Annotated in this window: 13 protein-coding genes; 1 reads left to right on the forward strand and 12 read right to left on the reverse strand. The window is 71.8% G+C overall.

Annotated features, from left to right (window positions below; translation table 11 throughout):
* Positions 1-9: 9 nt before the first annotated feature.
* The 11 genes from IE180_RS02285 to IE180_RS02335 all read right to left on the reverse strand — a co-directional run bounded on the left by IE180_RS02285 (position 10) and on the right by IE180_RS02335 (position 8,892).
* Entirely contained in the window at positions 10-594 is a 585-nt protein-coding gene (locus tag IE180_RS02285) for a hypothetical protein (protein WP_190155013.1), read from the reverse strand.
* A 28-nt stretch (positions 595-622) separates the two neighbouring features.
* Entirely contained in the window at positions 623-1,201 is a 579-nt protein-coding gene (locus IE180_RS02290) for a pilus assembly protein TadG-related protein (protein WP_444545778.1), read from the reverse strand.
* A gap of 65 nt (positions 1,202-1,266) precedes the next feature.
* On the reverse strand, positions 1,267-1,476 hold the full coding sequence (locus IE180_RS02295) for a Flp family type IVb pilin (RefSeq protein WP_373302642.1): 210 nt from the start codon (positions 1,474-1,476) through the stop codon (positions 1,267-1,269).
* Positions 1,477-1,667: 191 nt separating this feature from the next.
* Entirely contained in the window at positions 1,668-2,555 is an 888-nt protein-coding gene (locus tag IE180_RS02300) for a DUF5936 domain-containing protein (RefSeq protein WP_190155014.1), read from the reverse strand.
* A gap of 13 nt (positions 2,556-2,568) precedes the next feature.
* Positions 2,569-3,516 (reverse strand): type II secretion system F family protein, encoded by a 948-nt coding sequence (locus IE180_RS02305; protein WP_190155015.1) that lies wholly within the window; start codon positions 3,514-3,516, stop codon positions 2,569-2,571.
* 228 nt (positions 3,517-3,744) lie between these two features.
* Positions 3,745-5,091 (reverse strand): TadA family conjugal transfer-associated ATPase, encoded by a 1,347-nt coding sequence (locus IE180_RS02310; RefSeq protein ID WP_190155016.1) that lies wholly within the window; start codon positions 5,089-5,091, stop codon positions 3,745-3,747.
* The gene (locus IE180_RS02315; protein ID WP_190155017.1) at positions 5,088-5,483 is read right to left on the reverse strand and encodes a TadE/TadG family type IV pilus assembly protein; all 396 of its coding nucleotides are present in this window, start codon (positions 5,481-5,483) and stop codon (positions 5,088-5,090) included. The genes IE180_RS02310 and IE180_RS02315 overlap by 4 nt, the downstream gene beginning before the upstream one ends.
* The gene (locus IE180_RS02320) at positions 5,480-5,845 is read right to left on the reverse strand and encodes a TadE/TadG family type IV pilus assembly protein (RefSeq protein WP_190155018.1); all 366 of its coding nucleotides are present in this window, start codon (positions 5,843-5,845) and stop codon (positions 5,480-5,482) included. The genes IE180_RS02315 and IE180_RS02320 overlap by 4 nt, the downstream gene beginning before the upstream one ends.
* A 3-nt stretch (positions 5,846-5,848) precedes the next feature.
* Positions 5,849-7,096, reverse strand: a complete 1,248-nt coding sequence (locus IE180_RS02325) for a CpaE/TadZ family protein (protein WP_190155019.1) — start codon at positions 7,094-7,096, stop codon at positions 5,849-5,851.
* Between the two features lie 7 nt (positions 7,097-7,103).
* Positions 7,104-7,811 carry a Flp pilus assembly protein CpaB gene (gene cpaB / locus IE180_RS02330; RefSeq protein WP_190155020.1) on the reverse strand — a complete coding sequence of 236 codons (708 nt, stop codon included), beginning with the start codon at positions 7,809-7,811 and terminating at the stop codon, positions 7,104-7,106.
* 94 nt (positions 7,812-7,905) lie between these two features.
* A complete protein-coding gene (locus IE180_RS02335; RefSeq protein ID WP_190155021.1) occupies positions 7,906-8,892 on the reverse strand; it encodes a hypothetical protein in 987 nt (328 codons plus the stop codon).
* Between the two features lie 389 nt (positions 8,893-9,281).
* Between IE180_RS02335 and IE180_RS02340 the strand changes: the two genes are divergently transcribed.
* Complete coding sequence (locus IE180_RS02340; protein ID WP_190155022.1) at positions 9,282-11,018, forward strand: chitinase; 1,737 nt, start codon at positions 9,282-9,284, stop codon at positions 11,016-11,018.
* A gap of 57 nt (positions 11,019-11,075) precedes the next feature.
* On the opposite strand, the gene IE180_RS02345 is transcribed toward IE180_RS02340, so the two are convergent.
* Positions 11,076-12,395 (reverse strand): serine/threonine-protein kinase, encoded by a 1,320-nt coding sequence (locus IE180_RS02345; protein WP_229860270.1) that lies wholly within the window; start codon positions 12,393-12,395, stop codon positions 11,076-11,078.
* Between the last annotated feature and the right edge of the window lie 132 nt (positions 12,396-12,527).

Raw genomic sequence — 12,527 nt, forward strand, 5'->3', positions numbered from 1 at the left:
GGAGTCGCCTCAGGAGAGTTTGAGGGTGGCGGGTTCGAAGGTGGGGAGCTGGAAGCTCACTTCGGTGGTGGAGGCGGGGGGTGCGGGGAATTGGAGGAATACTGAAATCGATCGGCCAGCAGCAAGGTTGGAGAGCCCTGAAGTGGTCAGCGGTCGACCGTCAGTGTCCCTGAGCACGTAGTACCGCTTTTTTCCGACCGAGTCGACCAGCGTGGCGCCTCCCAGAGAGTTGCCGTGCTTCACCACCTCCGTCTCGTCTCCACTCAGACGTGAGGGAATGATGGTTGAGGACTCGGACGTGTTCTTCAGTTGGCCCTTGATGGTCAAGAAGCCGCCTGCATCGCGTTCTGTCGAGGAGATGGCCAGCTCCAACCCCTTCTGCCCCTTGAGAAGTGCAAGCGTCTCCGTGGGTTCCTCGGCCTCTTGTGACTCTCGGGTGGCCGATGATCCCTGCTGGGGCGTGGCACTCGTTGAGGCGGGCTTGTTTCCACTGGGCTTCTCGTCGGCGCCGCACCCGGCCACGAAGAGTGCCACGGACGTGATCGCGACGGCGACCACCCCTCTGCGGGTCTTCCTTGCGTAGCGCGCGTTCATGAAGCGTGCTTCCTTTACTCGTCGCGGGTCAGTCCGACAGTCGGACTCTGAAAAGATCAGCGGCGTCGGGGAGGGTTGGGCTGTGAGGATCGATCTCCCACGGCTCGCCATCACAGATGAGGCCGACTATGGGCCCCTCGTCATCGGGCTCTTCGTCGTCCTCACCGGGGCTCGTAGGCGTCGCCCCCGGTGAGGGTCCGGGCGAATCCGAAGGGGGTAGCGGTCCACCGAAGGTGCAACGAGATTCGAGTACAGCTTCAGCAGACGCCGTTGCGTCCTTCGGCTTTTGTCCCGTTGTACGTACGGTCACCTTGAAACCATGCTCGCCGGTAGCGAGAGGAACACACCCGCCGTCCCAGAGCACCGCCTTGTTTCGAGCCGCAAACTCCTCTGCTTGCTGGCAGGCCGCTGAGGTGTCGCTACGCACCCTTCCCTGAAGGAACTTGTCCCATTGCCCAGGCTCGAGGATCACTCCGATCCAGCCGTGCCACAGTTGCTCTCGGACATCCTGAGCCGCCGCGAGGGCTGCCGCATCCGCTGCGGTCTGGGCACCGTTCCGAGTGGAAGCTGCCTGCCCGACCAAAAAGTAGGCAAAAGCCAAGAACAAGAGCCCTGCAACAACGGCAATATAGACAGGAAAAGCCTGCCCTGCGTCCCTCGATCCTTGCCGACCTATCCGCCGGTCAACTCGCTGATCTTCTGGGCAATCGCATCCTTGATCGACTGACCGATGTCCGTACCGGTGATGGCGATGACGATCGCCACCACCACCACGATGATCCCCAGGTACTCCACCGCCGTCTGCCCGCGGTCCCCCCGCAGCAGTCGGCCGGTCATTCTCATCTTGGCCCTCGTCAGGGCCTTCAGCATCGCGTCGTTCATCGTGGTCCCCTCCGCTTTCGGACGCCTGCGTATGGGCACGGTATGCCGACGGGCGGGTCGGCGGACAGGCCCCGGTCATCGGGTGGGGGCGATGCAGCGGGTCCATCGGCTCCACCCCCTCACACTCAGTCCGCACTTTGGCACATCGGGTTGCGTGTCCGAAGCCGTTTCCCCCGAATATGTCACCGCGCTCACTTGCCCGTCACCGACCCGAAGTCCGTCCCCGTGCCCAGGAACAGGCCCGCTCCCAGCAGGATCATGGTCGCCGGGACCATCAGCGTCGTGATCACCATCGTCGCCTTCGGGACCGCCTTCGCCGCCTTGCGCCGGGCGTTCTGCGCGTCCGTGCGCCGCATGTCGTTGGCGATCTGGATCAGCGTGTCGACGATCGGCGCTCCCAGCTCCTCACCCTGCTGCAGCGCGGTCACGAACTGCGCCACCTGCTCCGAGTCGTTGCGGCGCCGCAGTTCGTCGAAGGCCTGGCGGCGGCTGACGCCCATGTCCATCTGGCGGAGCGTGATGCGGAGTTCGTCGGCCCACGGGCCCTCGTACTTCTCCGCGACCCGTTCCAGCGCCTGGCGGAAGCCCAGGCCGGCGCTGACCACGACGGCCAGGACGTCCAGGAAGTCCGGCAGCGTGCGTTCGATCTGGTCCTTGCGGATCCTGACCGCGGACCAGATCCCGACCTCCGTCCAGAACGCGCCGAACGCGAGCAGCAGCAGGGCCGTCACGTACGAGCCCTTGCTCAGCATCACCAGGCCGCCGAGGCCGCCCAGGAAGCCGTAGACCGCCCGCCTCGCCCCGTACCGGTCGATGGTCAGGCCGCCGGGGTTGCCCGCCAGGTCGATCCGGCGGCGGACGGCGTTCACCCGCTTCGGGCCCATCAGCCGGAGCACGGCCGGCGACCAGCGCATGCCCAGGCGGTCGACGGCCGAGTCGACGGCTCCGGTGCGGGTGGCGCCGACTTCCAGGGCGAGTCTGAGGTCGTCGGGGAGCTTGGCGTCGGCTCGGTAGAGGCGCAGGCCGTGGGCGAAGCCCGCGACGGCCAGGGCCGCCAGGAGCGCGAGGAGGAGGTCCATCAGGCACGGGCCCTTACACGTCGATCTTCGAGAAGCGGCGGATGACGGCGAAGCCGACCACGTACAGCGCGAACGCCGCCACCACGGCGAACTGTCCGATGCCCGAGGCCGTCATCCGGTCGAGCGCCCCCGGCTCCATGTTGTCGATGAGGAGGAGCGAACCGATGCCGATGACGGGGACGGAGTACGCGGTCATGCTCACCTGGGAGAGCTGGGTGCGGACCTCGCGCCGGGTCTCCTTGCGTTCCTCCAGGGTCTCGGTGAGGTTCCGCAGGGAGGAGACGACGGTGCCGCCGGCCCGGTTGGCGAGGACGAGGGTGGTGACGAGGACGACGAGTTCGCGGGAGGGGAGGCGCGCGGCGAGCTCTCCCAGCGCGTCGTCGAGGGAGGTGCCCACGGCCAGCTGCTGGGCCACCTTCTCCAGTTCGTCGCCCGCCGGTGCCTCCAGTTCTTCGGCGGCCAGGCCGAGGGCCATGCGGAGGGCGAGTCCGGCCTGTGTGGCGTTGGCCAGGATGCGGGAGAGTTCGGGGAGTTGGTTGATGAAGCGCTCGATGCGTTTCTGGCGTTGCCAGTTGAGGTAGCCGAGCGCCACCCAGATGCCGAGGAGTCCGCAGATCGGGCCGAAGAACGGGGACAGCGCCGCCTGTCCCACGGTCCAGAGCACCGCCACGGTCGCCGCGAGGGCCACCGTGAACTCGCCGGGCGTGATGTCGAGGCCGGTCGCCGCGATCCGCAGTTCCAGTCTCCGGCCGAGGGCGGTCTTCCGCACCCGTCGGTCGATCCCCCGGAAGCGGCGCCTGCGGCGGCCGGTCGCGGCCTCCGGTTCGCCGCTCTCGTCGAGCCGGGCGACGAGGGCGGCGTGGCGGCGGGCCCCGCTCGCGTACAGCTGGACGCCGACGACGCCCAGGACGCAGGCGAGCAGCGCCACGCCCACGGTCAGCCAGAAGGGGTCCGTCGTCATGGTCGTGCCTCGGGCCGCCGGGTCGGGTCCGTCGTCGTCCACCGGTCCGCCCGTCCCCGGGCCGGTTCCACCGGTCCCCGGGCCGGGTCCACCGGTCCCCAGGTCGGGTCCGTCGTCATCGCTCCTCCCCCGGTCGCCACGTCGGGTCCGTCGTCCACCGCTCCCCCGGCCGCCAGGTCGGATCGGTCGTCATCGTCACTGCGCCTCCGGTGGGCACGTGGGCTTCGGTCATCGCTCCGCCTCTCGGGTGGCCAGATGGGCGTCCGTCGTCGCCACGCCGAACGCCTGCGGGATCGGCTGGCCCGCCAGGTAGAGCCGTTCGGCGACGCGCCGGGGCAGCGGGTGGTACGCGAACCTCCCGTACACCCGTCCGTCGGCAGCGACCGGCTGCGCCTCGAAGCGGCAGACCGTGGCCAGCAGGAAGCGTTCCCGGCCGTGCGAGGCGAGGACGGAGATCTCGGTGATGCGGCGCGTGCCGTCCGGGTGGCGGGTGAGCTGGACCAGGACGTCGACCGCGCTGTTGATCTGGTCGCGGAGCGCCTCGAACGGAACCTTCACCTCGGACATCGAGGCCAGGGTCTGGAGCCGCATCAGGGCGTCCTCGGCCGAGTTGGCGTGGACGGTGGCGAGCGAGCCGTCGTGGCCGGTGGACATCGCCTGGAGCATGTCGAGGGTCTCGCCGCCGCGGACCTCGCCGACGATGATGCGGTCGGGGCGCATGCGCAGGGAGTTGCGCACGAGGTCCCGGATGGAGATCGCCCCGCGGCCCTCGATGTTCGGGGGGCGGGCCTCCAGGCGGATGACGTGGGACTGCTGGAGCTGGAGTTCGGCCGAGTCCTCGATGGTGATGATCCGCTCGCCGTCCGGGACGAGGCCGGAGAGCGCGTTGAGGAGGGTCGTCTTCCCGGTGCCGGTGGCGCCGGAGACGATCAGGTTGAACTTGGCCTGCACGAGCCCGGAGAGCAGGAGCAGCATCTGTTCGTCGAGGGAGCCGAGGCCGATCATCTCGTGGAGCGTGTACGCCCGGGGGAAGCGGCGGATCGTGAGCGTGGCCCCGGTGAGCGAGAGCGGCGGGATGATCACGTTGACGCGCTCGCCGGAGGGGAGCCGGGCGTCGACCATCGGGTTCGACTCGTCGACGCGCCGGTTGACGGTGGAGACGATCCGCTCGATCGTCTGCATCAGCTGCTCGTGGGAGGCGAAGCGGAGCGGGAGGAGTTCGACGCGGCCGCCGCGCTCGATGAAGATCTGGTCGGGGCCGTTGACCATGATCTCCGTGATGGAGGCGTCTTCGAGGAGCGGTTCGAGCACACCGAGGCCGAGGGCCTCGTCGACGACCCGGCGGATCAGCTGCGCCCGCTCGGCGGTGGAGAGGACCGGGCCCTCGCGGCTGATGATGTGGCCGAGGACGCGCTCCAGGCGGGCCCGGCGCTCGGCCGCCGCGAGGGCGGACATCTCGGTGAGGTCGATCTCCTCCAGGAGCTTGGCCCGGAAGGCGGCGACGAGGTGGCCGTCCTCCCGGCCCCCGCCCGTGGCCTTCTCCTCGGGGGCGCTGATCCGGGCGCGCAGGCTCATCGCAGGTCCTCCTGGTCGGACGTCTCGAGCAGGGGCATGGTGGCGGTCTTCTCGACGGTTCCGAAGTCGTCCCAGAAGGGCACGACGGACGGGATGGTGACGGTGACGGTGACGGTGACCTCGCCGTCGCCCCCGGAGGGGACGGCCATCGGCTTGACCCAACCGCTCGTCGCCTCGGTGGCCGCCGTCTGGGCGTCGAGCCGGGGCTCGTCGTCGGTGGTCACGGCTCGGGCGGCCGCCCGAGCCGCCGTGCCCGCCTGCTGGGCCGCGTACGCGGCGACGCCGAGCTGGAGCCCCGCCATGCCGACGATGAGGAGGATGGGGAGGAAGCCGAGGTATTCGATGGCGGCCTGGCCCCGGTCGCGGGGCCTGCCCTGCGGTGGGTTCGTCATGGGGTCGAGACCTCCTCGTCCACGGCGCCCGCTTCGGCCGTGACCGGGAACAGGCCCCCGAGCCCCGGGACGAGGGCCGGCACCTCGACGCTGACTTCGACGTGGACCATGCCTCCACCCCTCTGGCAGTCTCCGCCGGAGGCGCTCCAGGCGCCGTCGACGTGGCGGCCGGCGGCGGCGGGCCCGTCGTCCCCCACCGCGCACGCCCGCGCCGCCTCGTCCGCCGCGTTCCCCGCCAGCGTGTACGTGTAACCCACCAGGACGACCTGCCACAGCAGCGCCAGCGTGAGCAGGATCAGCGGCACCATTCCGAGGAACTCCACCGCCACCTGTCCCCTGTCGTCGTCCCGGTGCGTCCGCATCGTTCAGCGCCCTCCGGTGCGGCGGCGGCCCAGGGAGCCGCGGTCGCCCGTGCGGGCGAGCTGCTTGCCGTGCTGATCGGCCGCCTGGACCAGGCCCAGTTCTCCCGCGAGGGTCCACAGCGCCTGCTTGACGGTCGACTTGGCGTCGAGTTCGTGGAGGCGGCCGGCGTCGACGACGGCGGAGAGTTCCTTGAAGTTGGCGGGGACGGCGGCGCCCGCGATCCGGGTGCCGGTGATCTTCTGGACGAGGGGCGGCTGGATCTCGGTGGAGCGGTGGTGGCGGTTGACCACCGTCGTGGTCTCCTCGGCCTTGCGGACCTGGAGCCGTTCCCACATCCGTACGGTCCGTTTGGCGGCCCGGACCGCGACGACGTCCGGGGTGGTGACGAGGAGCGCGGTGTCGGCCATCTCGATCGCGGCGGCGTTGGCGCTGTCGAGGCGGGAGCCGCAGTCGAGGACGACGACCTCGTGCCGGCCGCGCAGGGCGCTGACGATCTGGCGGGCGGCGCGGTCGGTGACCTCCTCGCCGCGTTCGCCCTCCGCCGGGGCGAGCAGCAGGGAGAGGCCGGTCTCGTGGACGTAGACGGCGTCCTGGAGGACGCGGGGCGAGATGTCGGTGATGGTCGCGAGGTCGGCGACGGAGCGCCGGAACTGGACGTCGAGGTAGGAGGCGATGTCGCCGCTCTGGAGGTCCATGTCGACGAGGGCGACGCTGCGTCCGGAGGCGCGGGCGGCGAGGGCGAGGTGGACGGCGGTGACGGTGGTGCCGACGCCGCCCTTGGCGCCGCTGACGGTGACGACGGTGCCGCCGGGGCCGACGATCGGCTCGATGCCGGCGCCGAGGTGGCGGCGGACGCCGAGGGACCACTGGGCGGCGGCCTGGACGCGGCTGGCGAGTTCCTCGTAGCCGAGGGGGAGGGTGACGAGGCCTCGGGCGCCGGAGTCCATGGCGGCGGAGAGGAGGACGGGGCCGGCGTCGGCGGTGATGAGGACGACGCCGACGGCGGGGAAGCGGAGGGCGACCTCGCGGACGAGTTCGAGCGCGGGAACGGGTCCGATCCGCTCGTGGACGAGGACGACCTCGGGGAGTTCGTCGAGGGAGGCGGCGGCGAGGCGCGCGAGGGTGTCGACGAGCTGGGTGGAGTCGGTGACCGGCTGGGCGGGTTCGGCGTCGGGGAGCTGGCTGAGCAGCGTACTGACGGACCGGGCCGCCTCGGGGTCGCCGACGGCAGGCAGGATCCTGGTGGTCATACCGGCCTCACTTGTCCTTGTCGAGCGTGTAGGTGCGGTCGCCCTTGTCGACCGGGGACCCGGCCGTGGTCGGGGCGACGAGGGCGAGGCGTACGTGCTCGGCGAAGGACTCGGCGTACGCGACGCGCTGGGTGTCGAGGGTGGAGAGCGCGAAGGTGACGGGGACGGCGGAGGTGGCGCGGTCCGCGCGGTCGGAGCTGTCGGCGATGGGGGTGAGCTTGCCGATGTCGAGGACGCGGGCGCCGGTCACGATCATCCGGGACTGGTCGGGGTCGCCCTTCTTCTCGCCGGCGAAGGTCGCGTAGATGTTGACGGTGGCGCCGGGGGTGATCTTGCCAGCGACGCCGGTGGCCGCGTCGATCATGATCGCGATCTCCTGCTCTCCCTGCCGGAGCCGGGGGCGTTCGACGATCATGTCGGCCTGGAGGAGGGAGCCGGCCTTGAGCGGGGTGACGGCGATCTTGCCCTCGATCTGGCGGAGGTCGGTGACGGCGGTGGAGGAGAGCCAGCGCTTGGGCATGGAGATCTTCTCGAACTGGTCCGGCCTCAGGGGCTTGTAGGGCTCCACGTCCCTCGTGAGCCGGTACGCCGTGGTCTCCGGGCCGACCTTGGAGTTCACGTCGCTGATGACGGCGAGGACACCGGCGAAGGCGCCGAGGGCGCACAGGACGGAGAGCAGCAGCAGGATCACGCCGCGGCGCTGGCGGGAGTTCATGGCCGTACTTCCTCGGTCGGAACGGTCGGAGCGGTGGGAGCGGTCGGAGCGGTCGGAGGCGTGGGGCCGGGCGGGGCCGGGCGCGCGGGGCCGCTCATGGCAGGGCGGGGCGGGCGGTCCGCGCGCCGGGCCCGAGGGCGTGTCCGCCCTCCCGCGCCCCCGGCCCCAGGGCGCGGGTCCCCGGGTCGGGCGGTGGCGGGGCGGCCGGGGGCAGCGGGGCGGCGCAGAAGCCGCAGCGGTCGCCGATGAGTTCCATCCCGCACCAGTGGCAGGCCTCGCGGCGTACGGAGGAGACGAGCTGGTGGAGGACGGCCGGGTCGGGCAGGTAGGCGGCGAACTCGACGAGCTTGCCGGTGCCCCACCAGCCGGGCGAGGAGGCGGGCAGGGGCGTTTCGTGCACGGGCCCCGGGATCCGCCACCCGGGCACGAGGGTGGTGAGGGGCCAGTCGGTCTGGAGCTGGCCGCGGGCGAGGAGGAGTTCGGTGGCGAACTCCGGCCCGGCGAGGGAGTCCCCGCCGGAAGCGGAAGCGGAAGCGGAAGCGGAACGGGAGCCGGATGCGGAACCGGAGCGCGAGCCGAGCCGGACGATCTGCGGGGTCGGCCCGGCGAGGACGGCGAAGTGGGCGCCGGGCAGCCAGCCCTTGAGGTGGGCGCCGAGGCTCACGGGGACGCGGTCGAGGCGGGAGACGGAGCCGAGGACGGCGCCGGCGTAGATGTAGTGGGCGAGCAGCCGGGCGGCGGAGGCGAGGACTCCGGGGCTGAAGTCGTAGCCGGCGAGCTGTCGCAGCTGGCGGACGAGGACGGCCGCGCCGAGGGGCGGCAGGTCGGTCCTGACCAGCGCGATCCGGTCGCTCTCCAGGAGGGCGCGGACGGCGCGCAGGCGGTGTTCGACGGCGGGGGGCGCGGCGGTGGGACAGACGACGACCACGTGTCCGTACCGGGCGAGGAGTTGCTGCACGTCGGCGAGGGAGGCGTCGAGCGAGCGGGACTCGGGGGGCGGGAGGACGGCGGCCTGCGGGGTCCCGGGGTCGGTCGGCGGCAGCACCAGGTCGGTGCTGGTGACGGCGATCGCTGTCGGCACGTCGGACCCCCCGTCCCCTCCGGCCTCCGGTGCCCCGGGGGCCGCGGATCACTTACCGCGTTCGCGGCGTCACCGCAGGGTGCCGCCGTCTCTGCACCTTATCCACGTCCCCCGGGGTGGTGAACACACAATCCGCCAAGCCGTTCCCACTAATTTGCGCCCTGACCTCACCCCTTGGGGGCGGGCCCGGTCCCGGCCCCCGGGGCCGGATCCCCGCCCTTCCCCTCGTCGCGGCCGAACGGCGTTCGCCGCGCGGGGTATTGACAAGGCGATTGGTCTGGACCAACTTGTTCCGACAGCGGTGGCCGCCGCCGGTACCCCCGTACCCGCACCTCCCCTCCGTACGACGACGTACGGCACCTCCACCTCCCCAACTCCCCCACCGGAGGATGCACGTGGACCGCACCACCACCCGCCCGCACGGACGGCGCCCGCACGGACGCCGTCTGCTCGGCGGAGCGCTCGCGCTCGCCGTCGGCTCCGGGCTCGTCCTCGTCGGCGGAGCCGGCACCGCACAGGCGGCGGACGTCAACGTCGCCAGGAACGCCGGATTCGAGAACGGCCTCGCCGACTGGTCCTGTTCCGCCGGGAGCGGCGCCGCCGTCTCCTCGCCGGTCCGCACCGGCGTCGGCGCCCTGCGCGCCACCCCGGCCGGCCTCGACAACGCCATGTGCGTGCAGACCGTGACCGTGAAGCCCAACTCGACGTACACGCTGAGCGCCTGGGTCCAGGGCGGCTACGCCTACCTCGGCGCGAACAACACCGGGACCGGCACCGGGAGCGTCTCCACCTGGACGCCCGACAGCCCCTCCTGGAAGCAGCTCACCACCACCTTCACCACCGGGGCGAGCACCACCTCGGTCGAGATCTACACCCACGGCTGGTACGGCACCTCCCCCTACCTCGTCGACGACGTGAGCGTCTTCGGGCCCGACGGGGGCGGCGGCCAGGACCCCGCCCCGACCGTCCCGTCCGTCCCGTCCGGTCTCGCCGCCGGCACGGTCACCACCGGCTCCGTCGCCCTGAGCTGGGGCGCGGTCTCCGGCGCCACGGGCTACAAGGTGTACCGGGACGGCGCCAACCCGCAGACGGTCAGCGGCACGTCGACCACGATCACCGGACTCAGCGCCGACACCGCGTACCAGTTCCAGGTCTCCGCGACGAACGCCGCCGGCGAGTCCGCGAAGTCCGCCGCCGTCACGGCCCGCACCGCCAAGCCCACCGACCCGGGCCCCGGCCCCGCCGTGCCCCAGCACGCCGTCACCGGCTACTGGCAGAACTTCGACAACGGCGCCGCCAAGCAGAAGCTGCGGGACGTCCAGGCGGCGTACGACATCATCGCCGTCTCCTTCGCGGACTCCACCGCCGTGCCCGGCCAGATCGCCTTCAACCTCGACCCGGCCGTCGGCTACGCCTCGACCGCCGACTTCAAGGCCGACGTCGCGGCCAAGAAGGCGGCCGGCAAGTCCGTGATCCTCTCCGTCGGCGGCGAGAAGGGCAACGTCACCATCAACAGTGACGCCACCGCGACCGCCTTCGCCGACAGCGCGTACGCCCTGATGCAGGAGTACGGCTTCAACGGCATCGACATCGACCTGGAGCACGGCGTCAACGCCACGTACCTCACCAAGGCGCTGCGCCAGCTCTCCGCCAAGGCGGGCTCCTCCATGGTCCTGACGATGGCCCCGCAGACCATCGACATGCAGAACACGGGCTCCGAGTACTTCAAGACCGCGCTCGCCGTGAAGGACATCCTCACGGTCGTCAACACCCAGTACTACAACAGCGGTTCCATGCTCGGCTGCGACGGCAAGGTCTACAGCCAGGGGTCGGTGGACTTCCTCACCGCCCTCGCCTGCATCCAGCTCCAGGGCGGCCTCGCCCCGTCCCAGGTCGGCCTGGGCGTCCCCGCCTCCACGCGGGGCGCGGGCAGCGGGTACGTCGACCCGCAGGTCGTGAAGAACGCGCTCGACTGCCTGACGAGGGGCACCGGCTGCGGCACCTTCAAGCCCGCCCAGACCTGGCCGTCGCTGCGCGGCGCCATGACCTGGTCGACCAACTGGGACGCGACGGCCGGCAACGCCTGGTCGAACGCGGTGGGTCCGCACGTGCACAACCTGCCGTAGCGGCCCCGGGACGACGACGCGGCGCCACCGCTCCCCCGGTGGCGTCGCGTCGTCGTCTCACGCGGGCAGGTAGTGGCGCAGCACCGGGTCGAGCAGCCGGATCCACTCGTCGACCCGGGCGGCACGGCGGCCGTCGACCTCGCAGTCGTAGACCGAACCGTCGTAGAGCGTGACGGCGACGCGCAGCACCCGGTCGCGCCGGATGCGCTCGTACCGCACGGCGCCGATCTCGCTCCAGAGGAAGTCGGCCTCCTCCCCGAAGAAGTGCAGGGACACGCCGGCCCCGTCGACGGCGATCCCGGAGTTCCGGTCGACGGCGGTGAAGTCCGGCGCGGGCGGCGGCGGCACGAGGGGCGGCGGCGGAAGGTGGTAGGCGGGGTGCGGTACGGGAACGGGGTGCGGTACGGGAACGGGGTGCGGTACGGGGGCGGGGACGGCGTCCTGGACACCGGCGCCCGGCGTCACCGGCGCGTGACCGGGCGGCGGTACGGGGGCGGGGAAGGGCACCGCGTCGGCCGGCGGGCCCTGGGGGGCGAGCACCGGCACCGCGTCGGCGGGTGTCGACGCGGCCACCCGGGGGTCCGGCACCACGGACGCCAGAGGCGCTCCAGGTGCTCCGGGCGCCACGGGCGGTCCGAACGCCCCGGCCCCGGCCCGCCCCTCCACCAGCTCGTCCATGAGGGCGTCCGGAGTGGGCCGTTCGGCGGGGTCCTTGGCGAGGCAGCGTCCCACGAGCGACCGCAGCGCCTCCGGTACGGCGCCGAGGTCGGGGGCCTCGTGCACCGACCGGTACATGAGCCCCATCGGCGTCCCCTCGCCGAAGGGCCGTCCGCCGGCCGCGGCGACGAGGACGGCGCCGAGCGCGAAGACGTCGGCGGCGCCGGTCACCTCTTCGCCGAGGGCCTGTTCGGGGGCGAGGTAGCCGGGGGTGCCGAAGGCGTTGCCGGTGGCGGTGAGCCGGGTGGACTCCAGGGCGCGGGCGATCCCGAAGTCGAGGACGCGCGGCCCGTCGGCGGCCATGACGATGTTGCCGGGCTTGAGGTCGCGGTGGACGAGCCCGCAGGCGTGGATCGCCTCCAGGGCCTCGGCGAGCGCGGCGCCGAGGGAGCGCAGCCGCCGCTCGTCCATGGGGCCTTCGGCGGTGAGGAGTCCGGAGAGGGTGGGCCCCGGGATGTAGGCGGTGGCGAGCCAGGGGGACTCCGCCTCGGGGTCGGCGTCGACGACCTGCGCGGTGTGGAATCCGCCGACCCGCCGGGCCGCGGCGACCTCGGCGCGGAAGCGGGCGCGGAAGGACGGGTCGGAGGCGAGTTCCGGCCGCGCGACCTTGACGGCGACGGCGCGTCCGCCGCGCGATCGGGCCAGATAGACGGTGCCCATGCCGCCTTCGCCTAGCTTGTGCTCGATGACGTATCTACCGATGAGGGTCCCCACGCCGGACAGTATGGCCGAACTCCCCATCTTGACCCGTCCATGACATAGCCGGACCATGTGCCCCGGACACGCACGCGT

Origin of the sequence: Streptomyces litmocidini, from assembly GCF_014649755.1 — a bacterium.
Taxonomy (GTDB): domain Bacteria; phylum Actinomycetota; class Actinomycetes; order Streptomycetales; family Streptomycetaceae; genus Streptomyces; species Streptomyces litmocidini.